Annotated in this window: 23 protein-coding genes and 1 pseudogene; 13 read left to right on the forward strand and 11 right to left on the reverse strand. The window is 67.5% G+C overall.

The window, feature by feature from the left end:
- Positions 1 to 5: 5 nt before the first annotated feature.
- The 5 genes from ACLJRL_RS19100 to ACLJRL_RS19120 all read right to left on the reverse strand — a co-directional run bounded on the left by ACLJRL_RS19100 (position 6) and on the right by ACLJRL_RS19120 (position 5,016).
- Positions 6 to 1,529 carry a nucleobase:cation symporter-2 family protein gene (locus tag ACLJRL_RS19100; RefSeq protein ID WP_410657562.1) on the reverse strand — a complete coding sequence of 508 codons (1,524 nt, stop codon included), beginning with the start codon at positions 1,527 to 1,529 and terminating at the stop codon, positions 6 to 8.
- 151 nt (positions 1,530 to 1,680) lie between these two features.
- Complete coding sequence (locus ACLJRL_RS19105) at positions 1,681 to 2,973, reverse strand: tetratricopeptide repeat protein (RefSeq protein ID WP_410657563.1); 1,293 nt, start codon at positions 2,971 to 2,973, stop codon at positions 1,681 to 1,683.
- A complete protein-coding gene (locus ACLJRL_RS19110) occupies positions 2,970 to 4,190 on the reverse strand; it encodes an ATP-binding protein (RefSeq protein WP_410657564.1) in 1,221 nt (406 codons plus the stop codon). The genes ACLJRL_RS19105 and ACLJRL_RS19110 overlap by 4 nt, the downstream gene beginning before the upstream one ends.
- Positions 4,187 to 4,630: a hypothetical protein gene (locus tag ACLJRL_RS19115; protein ID WP_410657565.1), complete on the reverse strand. Its 444-nt coding sequence runs from the start codon at positions 4,628 to 4,630 to the stop codon at positions 4,187 to 4,189. The genes ACLJRL_RS19110 and ACLJRL_RS19115 overlap by 4 nt, the downstream gene beginning before the upstream one ends.
- 68 nt (positions 4,631 to 4,698) lie before the next feature.
- Entirely contained in the window at positions 4,699 to 5,016 is a 318-nt protein-coding gene (locus ACLJRL_RS19120; RefSeq protein ID WP_410657566.1) for a hypothetical protein, read from the reverse strand.
- 102 nt (positions 5,017 to 5,118) lie between these two features.
- Here ACLJRL_RS19120 and ACLJRL_RS19125 point away from each other — a divergent pair, with 102 nt between their 5' ends.
- Positions 5,119 to 5,388, forward strand: a complete 270-nt coding sequence (locus tag ACLJRL_RS19125) for a hypothetical protein (protein WP_410657567.1) — start codon at positions 5,119 to 5,121, stop codon at positions 5,386 to 5,388.
- 110 nt (positions 5,389 to 5,498) lie between these two features.
- On the opposite strand, the gene ACLJRL_RS19130 is transcribed toward ACLJRL_RS19125, so the two are convergent.
- Positions 5,499 to 6,326, reverse strand: a complete 828-nt coding sequence (locus ACLJRL_RS19130; protein ID WP_410657568.1) for a helix-turn-helix transcriptional regulator — start codon at positions 6,324 to 6,326, stop codon at positions 5,499 to 5,501.
- Positions 6,327 to 6,455: 129 nt separating this feature from the next.
- Between ACLJRL_RS19130 and ACLJRL_RS19135 the strand changes: the two genes are divergently transcribed.
- The 4 genes from ACLJRL_RS19135 (at position 6,456) to ACLJRL_RS19150 (ending at position 9,105) form a co-directional block, all read left to right on the forward strand.
- On the forward strand, positions 6,456 to 6,899 hold the full coding sequence (locus ACLJRL_RS19135; protein WP_410657569.1) for a nuclear transport factor 2 family protein: 444 nt from the start codon (positions 6,456 to 6,458) through the stop codon (positions 6,897 to 6,899).
- Complete coding sequence (locus ACLJRL_RS19140; protein WP_410657570.1) at positions 6,896 to 7,750, forward strand: NAD(P)H-binding protein; 855 nt, start codon at positions 6,896 to 6,898, stop codon at positions 7,748 to 7,750. Before ACLJRL_RS19135 ends, ACLJRL_RS19140 begins: the two co-directional genes overlap by 4 nt.
- A gap of 75 nt (positions 7,751 to 7,825) precedes the next feature.
- Entirely contained in the window at positions 7,826 to 8,836 is a 1,011-nt protein-coding gene (locus ACLJRL_RS19145; RefSeq protein ID WP_410657571.1) for a chemotaxis protein CheB, read from the forward strand.
- Positions 8,833 to 9,105 (forward strand): hypothetical protein, encoded by a 273-nt coding sequence (locus ACLJRL_RS19150; RefSeq protein ID WP_410657949.1) that lies wholly within the window; start codon positions 8,833 to 8,835, stop codon positions 9,103 to 9,105. Before ACLJRL_RS19145 ends, ACLJRL_RS19150 begins: the two co-directional genes overlap by 4 nt.
- 16 nt (positions 9,106 to 9,121) lie before the next feature.
- On the opposite strand, the pseudogene ACLJRL_RS19155 reads toward ACLJRL_RS19150, so the two are convergent.
- Positions 9,122 to 9,349: pseudogene (locus tag ACLJRL_RS19155) on the reverse strand (LuxR C-terminal-related transcriptional regulator); the annotation flags it as partial.
- Between the two features lie 60 nt (positions 9,350 to 9,409).
- Positions 9,410 to 9,583, reverse strand: a complete 174-nt coding sequence (locus ACLJRL_RS19160; RefSeq protein WP_410657572.1) for a response regulator — start codon at positions 9,581 to 9,583, stop codon at positions 9,410 to 9,412.
- Between the two features lie 138 nt (positions 9,584 to 9,721).
- Between ACLJRL_RS19160 and ACLJRL_RS19165 the strand changes: the two genes are divergently transcribed.
- Entirely contained in the window at positions 9,722 to 10,402 is a 681-nt protein-coding gene (locus tag ACLJRL_RS19165; protein ID WP_410657573.1) for a GntR family transcriptional regulator, read from the forward strand.
- 10 nt (positions 10,403 to 10,412) lie between these two features.
- A complete protein-coding gene (locus ACLJRL_RS19170; protein ID WP_410657574.1) occupies positions 10,413 to 11,276 on the forward strand; it encodes an urea carboxylase-associated family protein in 864 nt (287 codons plus the stop codon).
- 9 nt (positions 11,277 to 11,285) lie between these two features.
- Here the strand turns inward: ACLJRL_RS19170 and ACLJRL_RS19175 are convergent, their stop codons facing one another.
- Positions 11,286 to 12,764 (reverse strand): M1 family metallopeptidase, encoded by a 1,479-nt coding sequence (locus ACLJRL_RS19175; RefSeq protein ID WP_410657575.1) that lies wholly within the window; start codon positions 12,762 to 12,764, stop codon positions 11,286 to 11,288.
- A 243-nt stretch (positions 12,765 to 13,007) separates the two neighbouring features.
- Between ACLJRL_RS19175 and ACLJRL_RS19180 the strand changes: the two genes are divergently transcribed.
- The 3 genes from ACLJRL_RS19180 (at position 13,008) to ACLJRL_RS19190 (ending at position 17,105) form a co-directional block, all read left to right on the forward strand.
- Positions 13,008 to 13,454 carry an anthrone oxygenase family protein gene (locus ACLJRL_RS19180; RefSeq protein WP_410657576.1) on the forward strand — a complete coding sequence of 149 codons (447 nt, stop codon included), beginning with the start codon at positions 13,008 to 13,010 and terminating at the stop codon, positions 13,452 to 13,454.
- Positions 13,455 to 13,861: 407 nt separating this feature from the next.
- Positions 13,862 to 15,700 carry a hypothetical protein gene (locus tag ACLJRL_RS19185; protein ID WP_410657577.1) on the forward strand — a complete coding sequence of 613 codons (1,839 nt, stop codon included), beginning with the start codon at positions 13,862 to 13,864 and terminating at the stop codon, positions 15,698 to 15,700.
- Between the two features lie 283 nt (positions 15,701 to 15,983).
- Positions 15,984 to 17,105, forward strand: a complete 1,122-nt coding sequence (locus ACLJRL_RS19190) for a hypothetical protein (protein WP_410657578.1) — start codon at positions 15,984 to 15,986, stop codon at positions 17,103 to 17,105.
- Between the two features lie 946 nt (positions 17,106 to 18,051).
- Here ACLJRL_RS19190 and ACLJRL_RS19195 read toward each other — a convergent pair.
- Positions 18,052 to 18,240, reverse strand: a complete 189-nt coding sequence (locus ACLJRL_RS19195) for a hypothetical protein (RefSeq protein ID WP_410657579.1) — start codon at positions 18,238 to 18,240, stop codon at positions 18,052 to 18,054.
- A gap of 471 nt (positions 18,241 to 18,711) precedes the next feature.
- On the opposite strand from ACLJRL_RS19195, the gene ACLJRL_RS19200 reads away from it, so the two are divergent.
- The 3 genes from ACLJRL_RS19200 (at position 18,712) to ACLJRL_RS19210 (ending at position 23,973) form a co-directional block, all read left to right on the forward strand.
- Complete coding sequence (locus ACLJRL_RS19200; protein ID WP_410657580.1) at positions 18,712 to 18,927, forward strand: hypothetical protein; 216 nt, start codon at positions 18,712 to 18,714, stop codon at positions 18,925 to 18,927.
- Positions 18,928 to 19,273: 346 nt separating this feature from the next.
- A complete protein-coding gene (locus tag ACLJRL_RS19205; RefSeq protein ID WP_410657581.1) occupies positions 19,274 to 19,672 on the forward strand; it encodes an effector-associated constant component EACC1 in 399 nt (132 codons plus the stop codon).
- A gap of 20 nt (positions 19,673 to 19,692) precedes the next feature.
- Positions 19,693 to 23,973, forward strand: coding sequence for a caspase, EACC1-associated type (locus ACLJRL_RS19210; protein ID WP_410657935.1), 4,281 nt, complete (start codon positions 19,693 to 19,695; stop codon positions 23,971 to 23,973).
- Between the two features lie 190 nt (positions 23,974 to 24,163).
- On the opposite strand, the gene ACLJRL_RS19215 is transcribed toward ACLJRL_RS19210, so the two are convergent.
- Positions 24,164 to 25,558, reverse strand: coding sequence for a KamA family radical SAM protein (locus ACLJRL_RS19215; RefSeq protein ID WP_410657582.1), 1,395 nt, complete (start codon positions 25,556 to 25,558; stop codon positions 24,164 to 24,166).
- Between the last annotated feature and the right edge of the window lie 30 nt (positions 25,559 to 25,588).

Genomic DNA, 25,588 nt, shown 5'->3' on the forward strand with positions numbered 1-25,588 from the left:
CCGCGTCAGTGCTCTTCCGGTTCGGTTCCTATCCGGTAGTGCACCGGGCGGCCGTCCGTGTCCCGCATCGGGATGGGGTTGCCTTCGGCGTCGATGATCTTGCCGTCGACGATCTTGTCACCGTTCTCCAGTTGGGAGAAGGCTTTGAGGTCGGAGTAGTCGATTACCCGGGTCGCCGTCGCGAATACCGACGGTTCGGTGCCGGCCCTGCCTGGTTTCAGATGGTTGAACAGCAGGTTCAGCACGACGGCCATGAGCGCGGCGGAGCTGATTCCCGAGTGGAAGATCGTGCCGACCCACGCCGGGAAGTGGTGGTAGAAGTCCGGCGCGGCGATCGGGATCATGCCCAGCCCCACCGAGGCCGCCACGATGACCAGGTTCATGTTCCCGCTGTAGTCCACTTTGGACAGTGTCTTGATGCCGGACGCCGCGACCGTGCCGAACAGCACGAGGCCGGCACCGCCCAGGACCGGGTACGGGATCGCGGCGGCAACCCGGCCGAGTACCGGGAGCATTCCCAGGATCAGCAGGACCACGCCGCCGGCGGTCACCACGAACCTGCTCCTGACTCCGGTGATCGCGACGAGACCGACGTTCTGGGCGAACGCGCTTTGGATGAACCCGTTGAAGATCGGCGCGATCGCCGAGGAGGCCATGTCGGCACGCAGGCCGTCGCCGATCCGGCGCTTGCTGACCCGCGTTCCGACGATCTCGCCCACCGCGAGGATGTCGGCCGTGGTCTCGGTGAGGGTCACCAGGATGACGATGAACATCGACACGATCGCGGCGACGTCGAAGGTGGGCGCGCCGAAACCGAACGGTGTCGGTACCGCGAAGATCGGTCCATCCCAGACCTTGGAGAAATCGGCCTTGCCGAGCACGGCGGCCAGGATGGTGCCCGCCACGATCGCAAGGAGGATCGAGAGCCTGGAGATCGCCGGGACGGCGATCTTGCTGAGCAGGAGCACGATCGTCAGGGTCAGCGCGGCCAGCCCGATGTTGGAGACCGAGCCGAAGTCCGCCGCCTTGGCGTTGTTGCCCATCGCCCACTGTGCCGCGACCGGCATCAGGCTGAGCCCGATCACCGTGATCACCGTCCCGGTGACGACCGGCGGGAAGTACTTCACCAGCCGGGAGAACACCGGAGTGATGAGCAGGCCGAGCAGTGCGGAGGCGATCACCGACCCGAACACGGCGGGTAGTCCGCCATCGGCCACGATCGCGGTCATCGTCGCCACGCCGGCGAAGGAAGTGCCCTGGACCAGCGGCAGCCGGGAGCCGAAGAAGGGCACGCCGTACGACTGCAGGATCGTCGCCAGCCCGCCGATGAACAGGCACGATGCGACGAGCAGCCCGATCTCGGCGGACGAGACGCCCGCGGCACTGCCGATGATCAAAGGCGGTGCGATGATCCCGCCGTACATCGTCAGAACGTGCTGGATGCCGTAGGTGAAACTCTTGCCGATCCCTAGCCGTTCATCCTCGGGCCTGACGGCCGCAGCCGCCTCGGCCCGCGTCCTCTTCACCATGGATCCACCTCTCGATAGAAGCGAGCGATGCCGGGCAATTTCAGTCTGCGGAGGTTAACTTCCACATAGCAGAACTAGCAAGACTGAATGTGGAGTCGCAGACCAGCCCGTCGCCGGTGTGAGGAGGCAAGCGAGGTGGGGAGTGAGGAAACTACGCAGTTCGCTGCGGGAGATCTTCGGTCTTCCGGGGCGCTGGTCGCGGGTCCGGACCACCGAAGCCGGCCACCCGGTCCCAGATCCAGTCGGCCATCGACGCGGCGACGGGCTCGTCGGGTTGCCCGGGGCGACGCTTGGCCAGTGCCCCGAACGCGAGGGCGACCAGGTACGCCCCGGCGTCGTCGGTCATCACCTGTTCCCACATCTCGTTCTCAGGCCAGGCCGGGTGCGCCGCCGGGTCGGCTTCGATCTCGGTGCCCAGGGTGATGATCTCGGCCGCTGACATCAGGCGGAACGGCTCGGCCAGGCCCCAGGCGGAACCGGAGCCGGGCTGCTGGCCGTCGTGCCAGGCCACCAGATCCTCCGCGACCATGGACCCGATCTTGTCGGCCTCGGACTCATCGGAGATCGAGGCTCCTGGTCGCAGGGTGGCGCGCAGGTCGGCGGGCATCACGTCGTCCAACGCCGCCAGCGCGGAGGCCAGGTCGGTGCCGAGCATCTGGTCGCGGAGTTGCTGCCACCCCAGCTCGATCACCCCGGTACGGCGGATGTCCTGCAGGGTGATGTCCTGGGCGTGCGCGTTCTCGGTGATCCGCAGCATCGTCCGAGCCGTCTCCACCAAATTCTGCATCTGGCCTTCGGTCGGATTCTCGCGTAGCAGTCGCAGGCCGAGTTGTTCGGCGTCGTCGAACCGGTACTGCACCAGGTAGGACCAGCCGAGCATCAGCGCGACCCAGGAGTTCGCCGCATCGGCCCGGATGGCCTCCTCCGCCGCGTGGGCGAACCGGTCGGGTGGTGCGAGGCTCCCCAGCAGGTACACCGCGCGTTTCCCGAGTGCCTTGGGCAGTTCGTCCGGCACCGTCCGGGAGCACAGGGCGACCGCCTCGTCGAGTTGGCGCCACCCGTCCTCGTGCTCCCCGCAGAGCGCCTGGGCGGACCCCAGCTCCATCCAGTCGTCCCACTCCTCGTGTTCCTCGGTCAGCACGGTGTGTGCCCACCGCAGCGCCGCGGGACGATCGCGCTCGGCGAACGCCAAATGCCGAAGGGCACGAGCCGCGTTGATGAACTGGCGATCGCGGCGACCAGCCACTTGGAGGTAAAGACGACGCGCCTCGTCAGCCTCGCCACAGATCTCACGGTGATTGCCGAGCAACAACGACACGCTGCTTCGTTCCGGCTGGGCCGCGAGCACCTGCAGCGCCAGCTCGGCGACCTTGGGATGCGACGGCTGTGCCGCGAAAAGCTCCCAGGCCAGATCCAGGGCCCGCTCCACGGCGTCGCCGTTCATCGCATTCCTCGTTTGACCCGGTACGCCCGGAGCTGGTCGAAGGTGCCGTCGTCGACGCCGTACTCCAGCACCGGCGCCACCTGGTCGAACCAGGACGTCGTCGACGGGATGATGTCGCCGGCCGCCGTCAACAGCGCCGCGGTGGTGACCGGCACCAGGTCGCCCCTGCTCATCGACTCGACCATCGCCTGCTGCAGCACGGTGGTCGTCAAGTGACCGAGATCGGCGCCGGAGAACCCCTCGGTCGCCGCGGAGACGGCCACGACATCGATATCGTCGGCAGGCTTGCCCGCCAGCGTGCCCTGGACGATCGCCGCCCTGGCGACCGCGTCCGGTGGCAGCACCAGCACCGTCTTGTCGATCCGGCCCGGTCTACGCAGCGCGGAGTCGATGTCCCACGGCCGGTTCGTCGCGGTCAGGAAGTAGACCCCGTCGTTCGCGCCCGCCACGCCGTCGAGTTCTTCCAGCAGCTGAGTGACGAGCATCCGCATCGACTGAGACCCGCCGCCACCGGAGGTACGCCGTCCGCCGAGCGCGTCGAACTCGTCGAAGAAGATCACGCACGGCGCTGCCGCGCGCGCGTGGCGGAACACGCTCTGGATCGCCTTCTCACTCTCCCCGATCCACTGGCCGAGCAGGTCCGCGAGGGTCACGTGGATGAAGGACGCGCCGAGATCGCCGGCGATCGCCCTGGCGATGAACGTCTTGCCACAACCGGGTGGGCCGTACATCAGCAGCGACCCGCCCGGCTTCTGCCCGAACGCCGCCGCCAGCTCGGGATTGCGCAGCGGAGCGAGGAAGGTGGTGTCCAGATGCCGCTTGACCTCGGCGAGACCCGCGACGTCGGCCAGGGTCACCGCCGGGCGCTCGGTGTCCCACAGCGACGCTGAAGCAGCGGCACCGCTGTCCTGACGGTCCCCATCGGCCGGGGTCGGAACAGGGGCAGGCTTGCTACCTTCGGGCCGTACGGATTCGGCGACCGGCGAGGGGTTCGAGGTGCGCAACCGCGCCGCCATCAGCCGGGCGCGCAGCAGACGGATCCGCACCGGATCACCGCCGGAGGCCTCGAACGCCGCCAGTTCGGTGGCGGCGCGGTCCGGGTCGTGCTTCAGCAGCAGCGTGACGAAGTCCTCGCGCAGCGCCAGATTACGGGGGTCGGCCTCCACCTCACGCGCGATCACCTCGACGAAGCTGTCGCTTGGGTTGTCACCGCTCACCGCGCGGCCCCTTCGATCCAACCTTTGAGCACACCCAGATTCGCCAGCGGGATGTGGTGACCGATCCGCGGATGATCCAGCGTCACACCGACGACGCCGGACTTGTCGAACGAGGCGACGTAGTCGATCGCAGCCGGCATCGGCACGCCGTACAACGGCACCGCCTCACCCTCCGAATCGACCAGCCCGAGGACACGGGCAGCTTCGTTCGCCCGTGCGGAGCTGCTGTAGAGGCAGATCATCGGCCCCTGCTCGGAGGCCACAGCGTAGGGACGGGGCTGTTCGGTCGAGCCCCGCGCGATGAAGAACCAGTGCTCCAAACAGGTCGCCTGCCGCCACAGCGCGATCTGCGCCGCCGTGTCTCCTGCGGGCGCTGCTTTGACCGCCTCGTCGAGACGGTCCAGTTCGGCGACCATCTCGGGGCTGTTGTCTCCGGTCATGCGGTTCTCTCTCGTCTGCGGCGAACAGGTGGTGCGGCCGCTGCGCGGCGTCGTGCCCTGGTTGTAGGTCAGCAGGCCTTGACGATGACCGAGTGCGCCTTGCCGCCGAGGTCGAGGATCTGCACGTTCCGGTTACCGGCGGGCACGCGGACCTGATAGGTGCCGGGGTCGACCGGGTAGCCGAAATAGCTGCCCGCCGGGGCGGCGCCGGTGCCCGCGATCATCGAGCCGTTGGTGCGGTGGATCGTGGTGGAGACCGCTTTGCCGCAGTTGTTGGAGATGTAGATCTTGCCCTTGGTCGCGGCGGAGGCGGAACCTGCGCCGAGGACCGAGATGACCAGCCCTGCGGTGGCCAGAACGGTGAGTACGCGCCGGGCGGTCGTCATGGTGCTCCTACGGGTGTTGTGGGGGTCGGCCACAAGCTATCCGCAGGCGCGCCCGCGCACTGTCGGTCGAACGGACCACACCGCCATGAATCCGTCGGTGATGTGGGTCTCGCTCCTGGGCTGACCGAGCGAGAGGCACGAGACTCACCTGAGTCGCGTATCGGTGACTGGCTCGAGCAGCGCGACGACCTCGACACCTTCATCGCTTTCGCCGACAGCGTGCACCTCGACGGTGTCGTCGAGAAGATCACCGTGCCGTTCCTGATCGCCCACGGCGAGAAAGACCGCCAGATCCCGCTCGACTACGCGCACCGCTCCTACGATCAGGCCGGGCGACCGAGCACATCGGACTCGACCACCTTTCCCACGTGAGTACCTATATCGCCGATTGGGTAGCGGGCGTTTTCGCGGACCCGGATCGTGGCTGAACCGCCGCGAACGGTCCTACCGGTTGTGGGGTAAGGCAAAGGTGTCTGCGGGGCTCAGGTCAACCGGGCGAGCGCGGCGGCGCTCGGGCTGCCCGGTTCCGCGGTGTACATGGCCAGCTGCAGGTCCGTGCCGGGCAACAGCAGGGTTTGACAGATCACTTCCAGCTCGCCCAGTTCGGGATGGCGCAGGTACTTGCGCAGCGTCGGGACAGGTCGTACGTCGTGGTCGCGCCAGCCGGCGGCGAATTCCGGGCTGTGCGCGGCGAGCTCGTTGACCAGCTCGCCGAGGACCCGGTCGGCCGGGTAGCGGACGCTGGCCGCGCGCAGCCGGGCGGCGAATTGCCGAGCGTACTCGCCCTCCTCGCCCGGCGGTGCCCAGCAGAAGGTGCCGCCCAGCCGGATGGTGAGCCGTACGGTGTTGCGTTCCTCGGCGGGCAGCGACCCGAAACCAGGGATCAACGCGGACGCCGCGCTGTTCCAAGCCACGATGTCCAGCCGCTCGTCGACGAGATAGGCGGGTATCGGCCCGAGCCGCTCGAGCAGCAGACGGGCCTCGGCGGGCACCGGACTCCGATCGGCGTCCGAGCCGGGCGGGATCTGCCCGGCCAGCCGCGCCAGATGCTCGCGTTCGGCGACGCTGAGCCGCAGCGCCGTCCCCAGTACGGCCAGCACCTCCGGGGACGGGCGCGGTGCGCGGGCCTGCTCCAGCCGTTCGTAGTAACTGACCGACATCCCTGCCAGTGCGGCCACCTCTTCGCGACGCAGCCCGGGAGTGCGCCGGGCACGCCGGCCCGGTGGATGCGTTGCCGTGACCGGCACCTGATCCGCGCGCAGTGCTTCCCGCCGACGGCGCAGAAAGTCGGCCAGTTCGCTTCTGCTCACCTCGTCCATGGTGGCACGGGGTGCCTGGGTTAGCCACGGACTGGCGGTCCGGGGCTTGGCCGTCCGTTCCGCGGAGGCGGGCCCGCGTCCACTCTCGGACTGACCACCCCGTCGAAACTGGAGGACACCTTGCCGAGCACCCCTGAGGAGACAATCCGGCGGCTGCTGGATCTGATGCTGGCCAAGGACACGGACGCCGTCGCCGGCTTGTGGGCGGAAGACGGCATTGCCGAGTTTCCGTTCGCCGCTGGAAACTCGCCGCGCCTGCTGACCGGGCGGGCTGAGATCCGCGCCTATTTGGGCCGCCTGCCGGAGCTGATGGACATGCGCGAGATTCCGTCCTTCACCGTCCACCACACCGAACACCCGGACACCCTTGTCGTGGAGTTCACCGGGACCGGGAGCACTGTGCGCACCGGCGAGCCCTATCGGCTGGACTACATCGTGGTGCTCACCGTCCAGGACGGCCTGATCACCCGCTACCGGGACTACTGGAGCCCGTTGGCCACCGCCTCGGCGGCGGGGTCGCTGCCCGAGCTTCTCGACGCGCTGCGTTCCGAGTCCGTCCGATGACCGGCGTGCTGGTGACCGGCGGCACCGGGAAGACCGGCAGCGCCCTGGCCGGCCTGTTGCGCGGCAAGGGTGTGCCGGTACGGGTGGCCAGTCGTCATCCACCTGCCGGCGATCCGGACGCGGTCCGGTTCGACTGGGAAGACCCGGCCACCCACCAGGCCGCGCTTCGCGGAATGGACCGGGTCTTCGTGGTGCCTCCGGTGCAGAGCGTGGATCCACTGCCGCAGGTCGGCCCGTTCCTGGCCGAGGCACGACGTCTCGGCGTGCGCCGGGTCGTGCTTCTCGGCTCCTCCATCGTGCTGCCGAACGCCCCCAGCGCGTTGGAGCTGGCCGCGATGGTGCGCGCGCAGCCTGGGTGGGTGGTGCTGCGCGCGTCCGGGTTCATGCAGAACTTCCTGAGCCCGCATCCTCTCGGCGAGCGGATCCGGAGGCACGGCGAGATCCGCACCGCCGCCGGTGACGGCCGGGTCGGCTGGATCGACGCGCGCGACATCGCCGCCGCTGCCTCCGCGCTCCTGACCGAGTCCGGTGCCGAGCCCGAGGACCGACGTGACTACCTGCTCACCGGACCGAAGGCCTTGAGCTACCCAGAGGCGGCGGCGATCATCACCGCCCATACCGGACGACCGGTCCGGGTGGTGCGCATCGGAACAGACGAGCAGGCGGCCGGATACCGGACGGCGGGCACGCCCGTCGAGTTCGCCGCCGCCCTCGCCGCCATGGAAGACGGCATCAGAGCCGGTCGAGAGGACCAAGTCAGCACCGCGGTGCTGGATCTGACCGGCCGTCCGCCCCGCACCTTCGCCGAGTTCGTCCGGGAGTTCGCCGATCCGGGCGCCGTGCCGGACTGACGGGTTTCGATCCGTCCATCCCGGTTACCCCGGAGGAATGGGTCGACGCAGCGACGGCGCGAGGAGGTGGTCGCGGTGCCCTTCCACCGTGATGTAGTGGTGGTCGGCGCGTCGGCCGGGGGCGTCGAAGCCCTGGGTACCCTGGTCCGCTCCCTGCCGCCGGACTTCCCGGCCGCGGTGCTCGTCGTGATGCACCTGGCCCCGGGAGTGTCGAGCGCGCTCGCGCGGATCCTGGACAGGGCCGGTCCGCTCGACGCCGTGGCCGCCGAACACGGGGCGCCGTTGACCGGCGGCATGATCCACGTCGCGCCGCCGGATCGCCATCTGCTCCTCGACGACGGCGTCCTGGTGCTCAGCCGTGGCCCGACCGAGAACGGGCACCGGCCCGCCGTCAACGCCACCTTCCGCTCCGCCGCGGTGACCGCGGGGCCCCGTGTCGTCGGCGTGGTCCTCTCCGGCGTCCTCGACGACGGGGCGATCGGCCTGCGCACGATCGTCGATCGCGGAGGCCTCGCGATGGTGCAGGATCCGTCGGACGCGCTGTACCCGGGAATGCCCGAAAACGCGCTGGCCCGTGTTACCACCGAGTACGTCCACCCCGCCGATCTGCTCGGAAAGGTGCTGGACAAGGTGGTCCGCACGCCGGTCGACGACATGCCGGCCTCGCCGGTCCCCGCCGCCCTGCTGCTGGAGGAACGGATCGCCCGGGACGGCGTCCGGCTGGGCGCGGTCACGGTCGGCGGCTCGACGCCCGCGGCCGGCTACCAATGCCCGGACTGCCAGGGTTCCCTGCTGGAAGTCGGCTCCGCGGACGGCCAGTTCCGGTGCCGGATCGGGCACGGCTGGACGGACGAGGCGTTGCTCGGCGCGCACGACGTCGAGCTGGAGCGTGCGTTGTGGACCGCGCTGCGGTCCCTCGACGAACGGGTCTCCCTCGCGGAGCGGATGCGGCGCCGGGCCGCCACTCGTGGGCGGCCAGGGGTGAACCGGCGGTTTGAGGAAACCGTCCGTGAATCATCGGCGGCCGCGGAGACTCTCCGCAGGTTTCTTCTCGCGCTCGATCAGGAGATCAGGCCGGACCGATGAGCGCCGGCGGCACCGGTTTGCACCTGGTGCCGGAACACCGGAAGCTCTTCGCCTCCCACGCCGTGGACCGTTTCGTGGCCGTCCATGACGACGTCTCGACGGCGGAACAGGCGGATCCGGCCGCTCCCGGGATGGGCCTGTGGCCGGTCGCCAAGATTGCGCAGGTCTGGGGCTGCAGCCGGTCCTTGTCGGGCGGGAAGGTGGTCTGGGCCGTGTTGAAGAAGCGGGGCCCGCTTCGGAGCGCGCCGGTAGCGGCCTGGCCAACCTGAGTGCCCGGCTCGCCGAGGCCAGGTAGTTGCGGACCGTGCGATAGGTCAAGTACAGCTTGGCGGCGACCTCCCGTGGCGTCGCGCCGGCGGCGGTCAGCCGCAGGATATCGGTTTCACACTCGGTCAACGGACTTCCGCTCGACCCCAACGTCGCGTAGGCGAGCTGGGGATCGATCACCCGCCCACCGGCGGCCACCACGCGGATCGCCTCGGCCACCTCCCGTGGCCCCGTGTCCTTGAGCATGAACCCGGCCTACCTGCGCCTCGACGCCGCGCCGCAGGTAGGCCGGACGTCCCACCCTGGTCAGCACCAGGTTCGGCAGGAGGGAAGCTCGCGCTGCAGCCTGTCCGCGGCGTCGAGGCCGTCGAGCCCCGGCATCTCGATGTCGATCACGGCCACGTCGGGCCGGTGCCGCAACGCCGCCGCGACCACCTCGTCGCCCCGGCCGACCGCCGCGACGACCTCGATGCGCGTCACCGATCCAGTGCCGGAAGGCGCGCCATATTGTTCAACAAACTTGCCGCTTCGCTTCGGGTCCTATCAAGGAGACGTCCAGCCACTGCTCTTGATGGGTGGTTGTTGACGTGTTGTTTGTTGAACAATAACGTGATTGGCATGGTGGAGAGCAGGCCTGCTTCCGCAGGGGCGGCGACGATCAACAGGGTCGTCGACACGCTGCGAACCCGGATCCTCGAGGGCGCGCTGTCGCCGGGTGCCGCGCTGCGGGAAGTGTCGATGTCGGCCGAGCTCGCGGTGTCCCGTAATTCGTTGCGGGAGGCTCTGCGGTCGCTGACGTCGGAGGGACTGATCGTCCAGGAGCCGAACAAGGGTGCCGCGGTCCGGCTGCTCGAAGCTTCCGATGTTCGCGATATCTACCGGGCGCGGCGGGCGCTGGAAACTCAGGCCGTGCTGGAAAGCAGCGCGGCGGATGAGGACGTGTTCATCGCGATGGAAGCGGCTGTAGCGGAGAAGGAGCGGGCGGAGCGCGACCGACACTGGCGGGCCGCGGGGACCGCCAGCCTGCGGTTTCACCAGGCGCTGGTGTCCGTGCTCGGCAGCGACCGTGTGAACGAGTTCTTCAACAGCGTGCTCGCTCAGCTACGTCTGGCGTGGGGGAGGTCCTGCGATGAGGCGGAGTTCCAGCGTGGCTGGGCCGAGCGCGACCGCGAGCTGTTGGAGTGCCTGAGACAGGGCAGGCGCACGTACAGCCTGGGTGTCCTCCTTCTCTACCTCCAGGACTCGGAGCGGCAGGTACTCGACGAACTGCGGCGTACAACCGGAAATCGAGGAAAGTAGGAGGAAGACCATGGGGTCACTTGCGAGTTACTACCAAGCGAGGCCGGGCAGTGTTCTGGAGGTGGATCGTGCGTTCTACGACCGGCTCGCCTCGGAAAGTCCCGGCCGGGAGCCGGTCGAGCGGTTCGAGGTGCCGATCCGTTCGGGTTACGCGTGGGAGGTTCCCGCGGGTCACCTGTGCCGGATCATCACGACCGCCGCGGGTCCGCAATGTGGTGACTTCAATGTCTGGAACCGGCACAACCCGCGCGAGCGGCTGTGGACCTCACGGACGCGGCAGCTTCAGGGGACCCATGTCACTCGCTACGACCGGCTTTGGTCCACGCTGCCGTACTTGCGGCCGTTGTTGACCATCACCAACGACACCCTCGAGGGGTACGGCACCGACGAGGACGGCGGTCGCGTTCACGATTTGCTGGGTTCGCGATGCGATCCCTACATCAACCGGATCCTCACCGGCGAGGACGCCGACGTCCATTGTCATTCCAACCTCACCCGGGCCGTTCTGCCCTACGGACTCACCGAGCTCGACGTCCACGACGTTCTCAATATCTTCACCGTGACGGGGATCAACGAGGACGGGGAGTACTTCATGAAGCCTTCTCCGGCGAGGCCAGGGGATTTCTTCGAGTTCTTCGCCGAGCAGGATCTGCTGTGTGCCATGTCCACCTGTCCCGCCGGGGATCTGTCCGTTCCTATGTGGGGTCCCGATGCTCGCGATCCGATCGAGGTCTGCCGGCCGCTGGAGGTCGAGATCCTCCGCCCCGATCCGGCACTGGTCACCGACTGGACACCACCGCAGACCGCGCAGTACGCCGGCATGCACGGCCTCGACTTCCCCGAGCGCGGCACCGACACCAGGCATCGCCGATGACTTGGCTGTTCAAGAGCGGTAGCGATCTCTGTTCTGCGAGAGCAGAAGCTTGCTGTTGGCGGTGATCTGGCCGTAGGACCCGGGTTCGGCCGTCTTCTTGGTCGTCGACGGCCCGGCGTTGGGTCCGGCCGCGGGGCGCTCCGCGGCGTAGAGCCAGGCCTGGAACAGGTCGGAGAGGTCCGCGCCGGAGATCCGTTCGGCGTGTTCGACGAACTCGACTGTGGTCGGCGCCTTGTCGAGTTCCTGCCCGACAGCCCAGGTGCGCATGATCTTGAAGAACATGTCGTCGCCGACCGTGGTGCGAAGCGCCTGCAATGCCAGCGCGCCCCTGGTGTAGATCGGGAATGCCGAGTGGCTGTCGGGGTCGGGGACGACAGGTGGCTGCTGCCAGTCCGGATGGTCCGCGGGGAACTGGTCGTAGTAGTACTGGGCGAGTTCGGCCGCGGTACCCAGGCCTTCGTGTTCCGACCAGAGGAATTCCGCGTAGGTGGCGAATCCTTCGGACATCCATCGAGTATCGGGACTGACCGGGTTCACCGCGTTGCCATACCATTGGTGGGCGTTTTCGTGGGCGACCATCGACGCGTTCGCGCCGCTCCGGAAATAACCACCGGCATAAATCGGCCGGGTCGCTGTCGCGACCACATTGAAGAACGACGAATCCACCACTCCGCCCTGCGCGTGATACGGGTACGGGCCGAACCAGTTCGACAGGGACTGCACGATTTCCGGCGTCCGCTCGACCGAAGCGAGAGCCGGAGCGCGGAGAGCACCGAGATCCGTGCTGTAGGCGGTGACCACGGGCTGCCCCGCCGGACCGGTTGAGGTTCGCAGCTCATACTGGCCGATCGCGAGCAACGCCAACTCGCTGACCTGCGGCGTGTCGCCCCGCCAGGACCATCGGTCACCGCCGGGTACGGGGAAAGGGCCGTACTGCAGCGTGCCGTTGGCCACGGCCTCGACGCCCCGCGGGACGATGATCGACACGTCGAAGGTCGCTTTGTCCGCCGGGTCGAACGAACTCGGGTACCACCAAGGAGAACTGGCGACGGCCACAGCTCCCGTGGGGGAGTGGCGCCAACCCCAGCCGTGTTCGCCGCCAGGCGGGTAGTTGGCCGGGTTGTCGCGGTAGCGGACCACGATGAGCAAGTCGGCGCCGTCGGCGACCGGCGTTGCGGGGGTCACTGTGAGCCGGCCGTCTTTGGCGGAGAACTCGGCCGGTTCGTTGTTCACCGAGACCGACGAGACCGCGAGCAGGAAATGGAGATCGAATTCCGGCAATTCGCGGGTGGCGGTGGCCAAAATGGTCGCGACACCGGACAAAGTCTCAGGGGCCGATTGATAGCGAAGATCGAGAGCGTAATGCGTGACGTTGAGACCGTCGTCCGCAGGCGACGCGATTGCCGTCGAGTTGAGCATCGATCCGTACAGGAACAAGACGAGCAGCACCGCCACGCCGTCGCGGATCGCACGTAGTCGTCGTGTCAATTCCTGAACCTCCAGCTAAGGAGCATGACGGCAGGGCGGATCAGCAAGCTATCGGCAACGAGCTAAGCGGGGGATAAGCACAGCCACCCGCAGTGCGCGGCAGATGCTGCTCGGCGAGTTCGCGGGCCGTTGCGCGATGAGACGGCTCGCGGACGCGAGGCCTAGCACTGCTAGACAATCTAGCGACGCTAGTGCTAGCGTTGCGGCACAACCTAGCAACGCTAGATTTCGGGAGAGGCAGTCATGCTCATGGCACTTGAGATCGTCACCACCGTCCTCGTCGGCCTGATGGTGGGCGTGGAGTTTTCCGTCGCGTTCGTCATCAACCCGATCCTCAACGCCCTCCCCGACGACAGCATGGTGCGTGGCCGTGCCCACGGTGGCCGGATGCTCGGCGCTGTCATGCCGGTCTGGTACATCGGTTCGCTCATCCTCGTCGCGGTCTGGGCGATCGCCGGGTGGCAGCACCCCGGCGCCGGACTCGTCGTCACCGCCGGTGCGCTGCTGATCGTCAGCGTGGTCATGTCGCTCCTGCTGCTCGTCCCGATCAACAACCGGGGCAAGACGTGGACCGCCGAGAACCGGCCCGCCGACTGGAAACAGCAGATGAACCGCTGGGACCGCTTCCACTACGTCCGCGTCGCCGTCATCATCGCCGCCTTCGCCCTGCTGGTCGCCGCTCTTGCCTGAGCTCGTGGGCCGCGCAAGTGCCCGGACGACGGAGCCAGGGAGCCGCAGCGCCGGAAGCCGGCGGCTGCGGTCGGTGGCGAGAACCCGATGTGCCGAGACCGCGTGAACTCGAATACGCCCGCGAGCGGATACGAGATACATGGTCCACTCATCGAGCGAAAGGCAGTTGATGAATCGGGCAAGCACGCACTTCCGGCGAACTGCTGTACTGAGTACGGCGCTGGTATCGGCGCTGCTGGCGGTATCGGGCGTACAGGCGGTGGCGGCACCGGTCTACCAGCTGACGCTGCGCATGATCGACCGCAACGGTGCCGTGGCGACCGCGAACTCTCGCGCGACGTTCGATGTGATCAGCCTCAGCGGTGGCGGCCGCGAATCCGATGTGCCGGCCGGGACCCACCCTGCGGTTGCCCGCTGGCCGTTACGCGCTGGTGGGCAGCCTGATCACGCCGCGTCCCGGGCTGGACCCGTCGATGGCCGCGATGGCCCACCCGGAGCTCAACCTGACGCGCGACTCCACCGTCACCCTGGACACCCGCCAGACCGCGAAGGTCACCGCGAACGTCGACCAGCCAGAGGTGACCGGGGGCGGTTCGATGGTCGAGCTGGGAGTGCGCCTGGGCGCCGACCAGACGCAGTCCATGGTGTTCCCGTTCGATCAGCGTTTCCAGGAGATGTTCGCAGGCACCGTGCCGGGCACCTCGTCGGCCGCCTTCTACTTCGGCGCCGGCCACCGTCTGGAACAACCGCGGCTCGAACTGTTCGGCGAACAGCCGGAGCGCTTCCCGGTCCCCACCGCGGCGATCGGCGCACCCCTGCCGGTGGGGTCACGGACGCCCGCGCTGGCGTTCGGCGGCGCGGGTCGCCCGCAAGACCTGGCCGGAGTCGACGTGCGCGACCGGCTGGTGGTGCTCGAACTGCCCTGGGACACCACCCCGGAGACCCTGGCCGAACGGGTCGCCTCGGTGCGCGAACACGGTGGCGCGATGGTGGCCGCATGGCTGCCCCCTGCCGACGCGGTGCGCCAGGGTACGGAGCTTGCCGGGCAGCCAGGCAGCCGGATCGCGGCCGCGGCGAAACCGTCCAACGAACTCACCGGTGCCAAGGCTGCCGGGGCACTGGTACTGCCGACCGTCCAGATCGCCGGTGCGAACGCCGGGCGGTTCGCCGCGTTGGCCCGCACCGGCACCGGAACCGCGGCCGTGATCGCCCGCCCGGAAATCCGGGACGCCTATGAACTGTCTTTCCCGGCCACCGGACGGGTCCCGGCACAACTCGAGCACTCGGTGCGCAAGTCCGAGCTCGCCGCGGTGACCATGGCTTTCCACGGCTACTCGGCGGAATCACCGCCCCAGATGCACGCGATCCACCGGGTGGGAGGGATACGTCTGGGAATGTCCCGGCTTGGCTATGGAGCACCTGGGCTGGTGCGGGCGGAACGCCAGGAGTACTACACGCCGGGCACCTGGGCCTTCCTCAATATTCTGGTGAGTCAAACTCCGAGCGTCGGCGGTGACCTGCGCGGTGAGGAGCTCTTGGCGGCGGGCAAAAGCTACCGGCTTGCCTGGAACGGCGCGGTCACCGGCCCCGGCTTCCGTGGCAAGCGCACCTATCCGGCCGACAGCCCCTGGGCCGTACGCACCGCGCAGGAGATCGACATCAGCATCCCGTTGTTCTCCGACGGTGCCGGGCACACCGCGACCGCGGACTTGGACGCGCCCGGTGACCGCGGCAGCACCGCGCTCTACCGCGAAGGCCGGCTTTTCGGTAGTCAGGCGACCCCCGGGCGCGCTGTCTTCGTGGCGCCCACCGAGGAGGCCGGTTACCGGCTGACCACCGAGGCGGAGCGCGACGAACCCTGGGCGCCGTTGTCCACCAAGGTCTCCGCCGAATGGACCTTCCGCAGCGGGCACGTCCAGGGACCGAGCCGAGCGTTGCCGCTACTGGAGGTGCGTTACACCCCGGCGGTGGATCTGGCCAACAGCGCGCCGGGCGGCGGCACCTTCACCGTCCCGGTCACCGTGTCCCGGCAGGACGGTCCCGCTGCGATCACCGCCCTGCAGGTCGAAGCGTCCTACGATGGCGGCGTCAACTGGCGGCCCGCGAAGGTGAGCGGGCAGGACGGCCGGTACAACGCCGAGCTCCGCCACCCGGCGACCGGATCTGTCTCCCTGCGTGCGAAAGCCGCCGATGCCGACGGGAACACCACGACCCAGAGCATCGTTCACGCTTACCGGCTCCGCTGACACCGGTTGCTGCCGTGTGACGGGCATGAACCAGAGACTTTCGGTCGCAAGAGCCATCTGACGGGCCCCCGGTGGCACAACCGTTTCAGCCAGCGGAGCCCCGCCCAAAACCAACGCGTTGATGATTGCCGCTATTCGCAGATCGCCGCCGAGGTGCGAGGCTATTTGCGAACGCCACAACCTGCGTACAACACCGGTTCCCTGAGGAAACAGCTCGGCTCGGTGACCCGGAAGATCGTTCGTCTCGCCCTTCCCTGATCGGCCGCGTTGCTAACGTGGCCGAATGGGAATTCTGGACCGGATGCGCCGTACCCGAACGCGATCGGCCGCGGCCGACACCACGAGTCCGTCGACGTCGAGTCCGGCCGAACCGTCGATCGACGACCTGTATCTGACCCTGCGGGCTCCCGCCTTCCGTGACCCTCACAGCGGCGACCCCGGCCCGCTCGACCCGCACGGCGACCTCATCAGGACCGCGGTGCTCGGGGGCGACACCGCGGCGGCTTGGCAGTTCCGGCCGGAACTCGATCTGTTCCAGCCGTGGCTGGTCTTCGAGGAACCGACCGGTGAGAACCATGTCGTCACGCAGGAACTGCTGGAGAAACTGGGTGCGGACCGGGCCACCGCGATCGAGCGGGCGCGGGCCACCACCGCCGGACTGCTCGGCGGAACCGGCGGGGCCGAGGTGAAGATCGGTGACGGCGGCCCGGCGAAGAGCTTCGCCGTGCGGTCCGTGCGGAGTTCTCGCCGCACCATTCCGCTCGTGGCCCCGGCCGTGCTGGAGCCGTGGCGGAATCGGGTGCCGGGTGAACTCATCGTCCTGCCCGCCTGTGACGACGACATCATGATCATCGGTGCGGACGGCGAGTATCTCGAAGTCATGGTGAGCAGCGCGATCGACCGCTTCCGGTATTCGGGAAACCGGCGGCTGTCTCCCGCGCCCTACGCGATCGTCGACGGCGCACTCAGCCCGTGGCGGCCGCCGGAGGACTCACCGGCATACCCGACGGTGCGCGAAGCCGAGGTGATCCAGCGGGTCGTCGCGTACGCCGATTTCATCGACTACCTCCGTGAGCACCTGCACGGTGTCGAAGCGGACGTCGTGGCGGCGCAACGGGGCGAGAATGCGAAGACCTCGCTCCCGTTCAGCTACAGCTCCACAACCCTCGTCGGCCCGACCCGGTACCTTCCGTTCGTCGAGTACGTCGGGTTCGAAAACCTGGACCCCCAGCAGGACGACTGGGCCTGGATCCCCTTCGACAGGCTTCGCGACCTTCCCGGCGCGACGATGACGCCCGCCTGGCAGTACGGCCTGCCGGTCGTCCGCTTCGAGCCACCCGCGGACCCCGGCACCCGGCGGCAGATCTCGGCCGCGCTTCGCGAGTACGCCGAAAATCCTTGGTGACGTCGTAGGTTCAGGAACAGGTGGTCCCGTCGACCGCGCCGACCGGCGTTCCGTCGCTCGCCACCGCCAGCCGGCCCCCATCGCGATCGCCGACGCGACTATTCAGCGCCCTCACGAGCACGTCCGGCGAACAGGTTTCCTCGGTTGGGCACCGGTCGAGGCGCCGCGTACCGCGATTCGAGCAGCATTTACGTGAGATCCCTCCAGAACGACAGAGTCCGGCTAGGTCCGGCTCCGTGATCAGCACGCAGAAGGTTCTGGCGAGGTTGAGTAGCTCGCGCCCAGTTCACTCGAATAGCGCAGAATCATCTGACCTGCGTGGCAAGCAAGCCGGTGCGGCCTCCTCTCCACGCTGCTGACGAGGGGATCGGCTTCTCCGTGAAGTGACAACGACCGTCAGCTGCGATTGCTCAGTGGACTTTCCACAGCCCAGGACCTCGTGTGTCTTCACCAGTGGCAAATCGACGGACCTGGACCGCGCGTCTCGACAAGCGGGAACCCGTATGGCTTTGCCAAGGCACAGGGGGTGGCATCGTCCAACGCCCTGTTAGGCCATCCGGGTCACGCGCGTCCTGTCGTGCAACGCCTCTGCTGTGGTCGGCGTGTGAGGTACGGCTGGTTGGTCTGACCAGCCGCTGTATCGACCGTGAGGCCGGCGTGTCTGCTGCTGAACCGCAGATTTGGAAGGGTAGGGCGTAGTCGGCCTCATGTCTGATCCGACAAGGGGACAAAGAGTTGGCAGGAAGAGATTTTTCGTGTCTGGTGCCGTGAAGCACATCGCGGCGGGAGTGGCGATGATCGTCGGCACCTCGTTGGCCGTCGCAGTCCCTGCGGGCGCGGCATACCCGACAAGCCCGATCGGTTCTTGGTACATCAAAGGAGGTGCGACTGGGGGATCGGTCACCTGGTTCGAGCGTTCGGTGAAGATTCAAGGTTGGGTAGAGGACTACACGTCCGAAGCCGGATCGACCCAGGTCTCGTACACCTTTTCCAGGGCGGCGTCCGGCTCGGGCAGAAAACCAGGACGGTCACCAGCCGCAAGATCCCCATCAACTTCGTCGAAGAGGGCCCACGCGGCGGCATCACGCTGATCGAGGTCACGTTGTGCAGCCCGGTCGAGTGTGCGCCGCTGCAACAAATTGGCCGTGAATGATTTCGTCCCCTCGATCGTCGAGGGTTGAGTTCGGGCGTCGATGGACGTGATGACGCCACAATATCGATGATCACAACGACGTCCGGTGCAACGAGCGTCGTTGTGATCATCGAGCTCTTCGAAGCCAGTTTGCCCAGTGGCCCAGCCAAGATTACTTGAACGAGCCGCTTGTGTTGCTGCTTCGTGACGTGGACTGGGGTTGCCGAGCTGCGTGGTGCCGGATGGCCAGCAGCAGAGCCTGTTTTGGGTGGGCGCTGGCTCAACTGGTTGTCGCCCCTATCGTGCTACTTCCGCCTGGGACGCGTCGATGTCCAAGGGATGGCTTCGCGCACGACCGAGGATCATCGCGCCGATGGCGTCCGGCCCCGCTGTAGCGGGGATTGTCGCGGGCGCGCTGTGGTCGATCGAGCCCCGGATCAGATCCGCGATGACTGTCGAGTCCAGGAGCAGCGGGTGCCCATTGGTATCCAGGGAAAACTGTTCGCGCTTGTAGTGGCAGTTGCGTCTTCCTGCGGGGCGTGCTCAGGGGCGAGTGGTGAGTCCGTTGATGTGATGTGCGAGTGCGTCGATCTGGCCGAGCAGCTGGTCGAGTTCGACCTTCAGGTCGAGGTGCCGGACATGGATGCGGATTCCGGCGGTGGGCAGGACGTGGGTCGTGTTGCGAAATAACCTGGTAGCTGACGCTGAGCCGGCCGTCGTCCGCTACGTCCCAGGCGTGCAGCAGGAGCGTCAGCGGTGATGGGTCGTCGGAACCGGGGGGCGAGAACACCCGGCTCGCGTTCGGCGAGGACCTCCATCGGGGAAACGAAGCGCTGCGGGAGGACGTCGGCCAGTACCTGCCGAGCAAGCGCGGCTGATCACGATCGACGACCGCGGGCTTGCCTTCCGGCATCCGCTCATCCGGGCAGCGGCCTATTCGGCAAGCGCCTCGGTCGACGTTGTCTCGCTAACACCAGGGAGTGAGAGGTCGCTACCCTGATTGGAAGGGCGAGTGATCAACTCTCGGGGGGTCAACATGGTGGATGCATTGGTAACCGCGGAGGCCCAGGATGTGGCCGACGAGTTGCGATCGTTGCACGGCTGGCTGACCGACGTTCAGGAGCTGAAGGGCGCGGTCGGTCTCCGCGAGAGCCCGCCGCCGTCGGGCGCGTTGGGGCCGCTGCTGGACGCGCTCGTGGTCGCACTCGGTCCGGCGGGAGCGGCGACGGCGTTCGCCACCACGGTTATCGCGTGGCTGCGCCTCAGACGCGGTGACGTCCACATCAAGGTGACACTCGATGACGGCCGATCGGCTGAACTCAGCGCCACGAAGGTATCCGAGCTCGATACCGCCGCTCTTGAGCGGCAGGTCAAGCAACTGGCCGAGATGTTGGGCGCGGCGCTGGATGAGACGAAGGGCATCGAGGGTAAGTGACGAATCTGTCCGGTGCGGGTGTGCGCGTTCTGCTGATAGGGACTGCTACCCACACTGGGCCGGCACTGCCGTCCGTGCCATCGGTGGGGCGCAGCTTCGAGGATCTGCGTGTGGCGTTCCTTGAGCGATGCGGGGTGTTGCCCGACAATCTGCGTGCGGAGCCCGATTTACCCGACGCCCGGACAATGGCGGAGATCGTTACCGAGGAGGCGCAGCGCGCGGATACGGTGCTGCTGGTCTACTTCATCGGGCATGGCCTGCTTGGGCCGGGTGAGAAGCTGTATTTGGCCGCGATGGGTACCGGCCAGCTCGTGCCCGGCATGGCCGACCATCAGGCGTTGTCGTTCTCTTCTTTGCGGCAAGCACTGTCCGCCAGCCGCGCGTCCTCTGTTGTGGTCGTGCTCGACTGCTGCTTCTCCGGCAGGCCGTCGTTGGGCGGCCAGGCGTCCGGCGTGATGTCCGCCCTGGAGCCCGCGCAGGGCACGTACCTCATCGGGTCCGCGGAGCAGCTCGCCCTGGCGCCGACCGACGCGAAGCACACGGCGTTCACCGGCGCGTTCCTGGAAGTGCTGGAACGCGGCGACCCGCGCGGACCGCACATGCTGACCCTGGACGCCGTCTATGACGCCGTCGATCGGAAGCTGCGCGAGCAGCATCGGCCGTGGCCACGGCGTCGTGCGGAAAACCGCGCAGGCGATCTGGTCATCGCCGCTAACCCGGCGATGCAGGCCGAACCACGACCCGAGCAGGAAGATCCCGCGCCCGGCCGCTGTCCCTATCCGGGACTGGGCGCGTTCGGCACGGAGAACGCCGATGTGTTCTTCGGACGCGCGCGGATGACTGAACGCGTGCTCGCGTCGATCGCCTATGCGGACGGCCCTGTGGTGCTGGTCGGCCCGTCCGGTTCGGGTAAGACGTCTTTGCTCAACGCAGGCTTGTTCGCGGCGTTGCGCGATAGCGGGCTGCCGGATCTGCCGGGGTCTGTGGGCTGGCCATGCGTGCGCCTAACTCCGGCCGCGAGCCCTCTGGGCAGTCTGGCAAACCAACTCTGCGCTCCTGATTCCGTTGATCTGCTTCGGGAAAGTCCTTCTCACGCGGTTGAACTCGTTGACGTGTTCCTCGCCGATAGGCCCGGTCAACGGCTGATCATCTTGGTCGATCAGCTGGAGGAGCTGTTCACTCTGTGCTCAGACCTGGCCGAGCGCACCGCGTTCCTGCGGGCCGTGGCCGCGATCGCGGAGTCTGCCCGCGGCCTGGTCGTCCTCACGTTGCGCGCCGACTTCTACGGCCACGCGACCGAACACCCCGAACTCCTGGCCGCGTTGCGCGATCGTCAGCTGCTGGTCGAACCGCTGACCCGCGAAGAACTCCGCGCTACCATCGAACAACCTGCCGCCGCCGTCGGACTGACGCTGGACGACGGTCTCGCTGACGCGATCCTGCACGAGCTCGGCACAACCACCGGAGCGCTGCCGCTGTTGTCTCACGCGCTCTGGGCGACCTGGCGCGAACGCTCCGGCTCCCGTCTCACGTTCACGGGCTACCGCGCGAGCGGCGGAATCTCCAGCGCGATCGCGACCACCGCCGACCAGGTGTATGCCGCGCTGGACACTGCCGGTAAGGGGGTCGTGCGCCGCATCCTGCTCCGATTGGTCCGGGTCGGTGAGGACGCGGCCGACACCGCCCGCCCGGTTCCCCGCGCCGCGCTGCTGGATAACCTGCCTCAAGTCCGTGCCCGGCAGGCCCTCGATCTACTCTCCCGCGCCCGGCTGATCACGCTGGATCGCGACACCGTCCGCATCAGCCATGAAGCCCTTCTGCGGGAATGGCCGCTGCTTCGAGAGTGGATCAACACCGACCGTGACTGGCTTCATCTGCGTCAGCAACTCGACGCTGACGCCGCTGCCTGGGAAGGCGCCGATCGCGACCCTTCCCTGCTGTACCGGGGCAACCGGCTGGCGGGCGCTCGCGCTCGCGCCACGCACTGGATCGGACTGCCACCGGCCAGCAAGGCCTTCCTAGCCGCCAGTGAGCGGATGGAGCTGCGCAAGTCGCGGCGAGGCAAGGCTTCGCGTGCTGGACTGGTGCTGCTCACGGTGGCGGCGCTGGTGGCAATGGGCTTTGCGTTGTACAACGCGGATGAGGCAGGCGCCCAGCGCGACATCGCGCTGTCGCGGCACCTGGCCGGGCAGAGTCTGATGGTCGACCCGTCGGATCCACGACGTGCCAGACAGTTGGCCGCTGCAGCCTGGCATGTATCGCCGACGGAACAGGCACGAACCGCGATCAGCACGCTGCTCACAAGAAAAGAACAGAATGGCATGCTCATCGGACACAACGGCGGCGTGAAGGGTTTGGCGTTCAACCCGGCGGGCACCGTCCTCGCCAGCGTCAACGGGCCGGAGATGCGGTTGTGGAACCCGGTGGATGGCACCCAGATCGGTGCGCCCTTCAACAGCCTTGATGCCGGATTGGTGGAAGCGGTCGCCTTCAACCCGAGCGGCACGACACTGGCCGTGTCCACGGATACGGGGACCGTACTGTTGTTCGATGCCACGACCGGGCGGGAGATCGCCCGTGTCGAGCCGCCAGGCGAGTACGCCTCCCGCGGTGAGGCCGCGGTGGCGTTCTCACCCAACGGCGCACTGCTGGCCACCATGGACGGGCCCTGGGCGCGATTGTGGAACTCCGCTGATCTGCGGGAGGTCGGCGCTCCCCTCCGCGGTGCCGAAGCGGACAGCAGTGTCACCGCAGTGGCGTTCGACGTGGGCGGCGCTGTCCTGACCACGGCGGCCACGGATGGAACCGTCCGGTTCTGGAATCCGGCGACCGGCAGCGAAATCGGCCGTCGGATCACGGCGAGCAAAGGTGTGGCACAACTGGCGTTCAACCCGGGCGGAACCATTCTGGCCACAGCGAACGGAGACGGCACGGTCGGTCTGTGGGATCCGGCGACTCAGCAACCGATTGGCGTCCCGCTCGCGGTGCATCCCACCGGCGGTGTGGAGGAGGTGACCTTCAGCCCCGACGGCGCCACCCTGGTCACCCAGGCCAACGGATTGGTGCGGTTCTGGGACGTCGCGACCAGGAAGGAGGCTGGCGACTCCATTTACCTGGAGCACGCAACGCTAACGTCCGGGTTGGCGTTCAACCCGACCGGCACGATGCTCGCTGTCGCCGCTGGAGACGACACCGTGCGTCTGTACAATCCGGCCACCAGAAATCCGGTCGGCGCGCCTATCAGCGCCGGGACCTTCGGCTATCAGGCGACTGTGGCCGCGATCAACCCGCGGGTTAAGACTCTGGCCACCTCCGACAGCCACGGCACGGTTCGGCTGTGGAACCCGGTGATCCAACAGCTCTACGGTGTTCCGTTTGCGGCGACCACCCGGGGCGCGGTAAAGGCGCTGGCTTTCACCCCTGACGGAACGCTGCTCGCCACCGCGGGCGCGGAAGGCACCGTGCGGCTATGGGAACCGGGCACCCAGCGGGAAGCCGGTCCTCCGATCTCGATTGGCACCTACGGTCCGGACGGGGTGTACGGCGTGAGCACTGTCGTGTTCAGCCCCGATGGCGGCCTCCTCGCGACCGCCAACAGCGATGGCGCAGTGCGGCTGTGGAGCACGAGCACCAGGAAGGCGATCGGCGATCCGATCGTCGCGAACCCGGTTACCGCCAACTCGCCGAAGCGGAACGAGGTGCGAGCGCTGGCGTTCAATCCGACCGGCACGCTGCTCGCCACCGCGGGTGCGGATGGCTTCGTGCGGCTATGGGATCCGGCGACACAACGCCAACTCCGCGGTGCCATCAAACATCCGGACTCCGAGGTGAACAAACTGGCGTTCAACCCAACCGGGACGATGCTGGCGACAGCGGGAAGCCGTGACGGCAACGTCTACCTCTGGGACCTGGACTCGCAGCGAGCAATCGGTGAGCCCATCGCCGCTGCTACGACCGACCGCTGGAAGATCGTGGGCATCGACCAGTTGGCCTTCAGCCCGAGCGGCGATGTACTGGCCACCGTCAGCGGACACCAGTCGGTCCGCTTGTGGAATCCGGGAACCGGTAAGGAATTGGGCTTTCCGATCGAGGTCACCAGCAGCGGAGCGGTGTTCGACCTCGACTTCACCCCGACCGGCGACAGCTTGATCACCGTGACGAACACCGGAACGGTGGCACTGTGGCACATTGACCGCAGGATCGACCCCTACCGGACGTTGTGTGCGGAGGTCGGGCCCATGGACCAGACGGACTGGGCCAAGTATGCGCAGGGGGAGCCAAAGTCCACAGCTTGCACCTAATTGGCCGAGGAATAGAGGGCACCTCTCCACCGCCGTCTGAACCATCTCAGCTTCTCTGCCGCTCCGTTGTGAGCGGACTGAGAGGATGGGTGGCGCGCCCAGCACAAACAGCCGGTACAACGAAGGGGCGTTCGAAGCTCGCACATGAGCCTAAACGCCCCCTCGACAGGACTTCTTGGTGTCCGGTCCGCTAGGGCGTCCGGGGCTGGTCGCGCCACCAGCGCTGGCCGGCTTCGGGCAGCGTGGAGATCGGGTCGTAGTACGGGTACCGGCGCTGCAAAGCCTCCGGGTCCTCATGTTCGATTCCGGTCCGGTAGTTCTTGGTCCAGTACGAGATGCCCAACTCGCGGTCGTACTCGGCCAACTGATGCACCCACCGCTTCCCGACATACGGCACGTCGCAGACGATGCGCGGGGTGGCGTAGCCCGGCAGGTAGCCCATGATCGCGTGCTGCAGTTCCTGCGCCTCGTGCACGGAAACCCGCCAGTGTTCGGCGTTGGGAATCATGTCGCACATATAGAAGTAGTACGGCAGGATGTTCGCCTCGCCTTGCAGTGCGAAGCACAGGTCCAGCAGCTCCGCGGGCGTCGCGTTGACGCCCTTCATCAGCACGCCCTGGTTCCGTACGTCGCGGACGCCGACGTCGAGCGCGGTCCGGGAAGCTTCGGCGACCAGCGGCGTCACCGACTGGGCGTGGTTGACGTGGGTGTGGATGGCGAGGTTGATGCCGCGGCGCTGTGCGGTGCCGGCGACCCGCTCGAGGCCTTCGACGACCTTCGGCTGGAGCCAGTGCTGTGGCAGGGCGGCGAGGGCCTTGGTCGCGAGCCGGATGTCGCGGACAGTGTCGATGTCCATCAGCCGCATGAGGAACGACTCCAGCTGCGGCCAAGGCACGTTCGCGACGTCGCCGCCGGAGACCACGACGTCGCGTACGCCGGGGGTCTTCTTCAGGTACTCGATCATCGCGTCCTGGCGGTCGACCGGCTTGAGCGAGAGTTTGTGCTTCTCGATCAGCTGGGTGGAGTTGCCGACCAGGTCCATCCGGGTGCAGTGCCCGCAGTACTGGGGGCAGGTCGAGATCATCTCGGCGAGGACCTTGGTGGGGTAGCGGTGCGTCAGCCCCTCCACGACCCACATCTCCGCCTCGTGCAGCGAGTCACGCTCGGAGTGCGGATGACTCGGCCACACCGTGTCGCGGTCGCTGCGCACGGGAAGCATGTACCGGCGGATCGGGTCGAGGTAGAACGCCTCGGTCACCTTCGCCGGGTCAGTGCCCGCGTTGGGTGCCATCGTGTTGATCATCTGCGGCGGAAGCAGCATCGACATCGTGGCCATCTCGCGCTGGTCGGCGAGCATGTCTTCGTAGAAGCGCTCCTCGAGCAGATCGCCCATCAGGGCCCGCAGCTGCTTGGCGTTGCGGATGCAGTGCACCCGCTGCCACTGCGCGTCGCGCCACTCTGCCTCGGTCACGTCGTGCCAGCCGGGGAAACGGCGCCAATCGGGTTCGACCAGCTCTACTCGGGTGTAGTCGTAGGGCTGATCGTAGGCGGCCACCGGGGAGGCAGGTTCCTGGATCGCAGTCACTTGTACTCCTCGTCGTCGGAAACGCGTGAA

Origin of the sequence: Amycolatopsis sp. lyj-112, assembly GCF_046549055.1 — a bacterium.
Classification (GTDB): domain Bacteria; phylum Actinomycetota; class Actinomycetes; order Mycobacteriales; family Pseudonocardiaceae; genus Amycolatopsis.

Coding starts and splice junctions, on each gene's coding strand:
- ACLJRL_RS19100 (WP_410657562.1), bottom strand. CDS start 1,529: ATGGTGAAGAGGACGCGGGCCGAGGCGGCTGCGGCCGTCAGGCCCGAG.
- ACLJRL_RS19170 (WP_410657574.1), top strand. CDS start 10,413: ATGGGGTCACTTGCGAGTTACTACCAAGCGAGGCCGGGCAGTGTTCTG.
- ACLJRL_RS19205 (WP_410657581.1), top strand. CDS start 19,274: ATGGTGGATGCATTGGTAACCGCGGAGGCCCAGGATGTGGCCGACGAG.
- ACLJRL_RS19180 (WP_410657576.1), top strand. CDS start 13,008: ATGCTCATGGCACTTGAGATCGTCACCACCGTCCTCGTCGGCCTGATG.
- ACLJRL_RS19150 (WP_410657949.1), top strand. CDS start 8,833: ATGAGCGCCGGCGGCACCGGTTTGCACCTGGTGCCGGAACACCGGAAG.
- ACLJRL_RS19190 (WP_410657578.1), top strand. CDS start 15,984: ATGGGAATTCTGGACCGGATGCGCCGTACCCGAACGCGATCGGCCGCG.
- ACLJRL_RS19120 (WP_410657566.1), bottom strand. CDS start 5,016: ATGACGACCGCCCGGCGCGTACTCACCGTTCTGGCCACCGCAGGGCTG.
- ACLJRL_RS19140 (WP_410657570.1), top strand. CDS start 6,896: ATGACCGGCGTGCTGGTGACCGGCGGCACCGGGAAGACCGGCAGCGCC.
- ACLJRL_RS19105 (WP_410657563.1), bottom strand. CDS start 2,973: ATGAACGGCGACGCCGTGGAGCGGGCCCTGGATCTGGCCTGGGAGCTT.
- ACLJRL_RS19165 (WP_410657573.1), top strand. CDS start 9,722: ATGGTGGAGAGCAGGCCTGCTTCCGCAGGGGCGGCGACGATCAACAGG.
- ACLJRL_RS19115 (WP_410657565.1), bottom strand. CDS start 4,630: ATGACCGGAGACAACAGCCCCGAGATGGTCGCCGAACTGGACCGTCTC.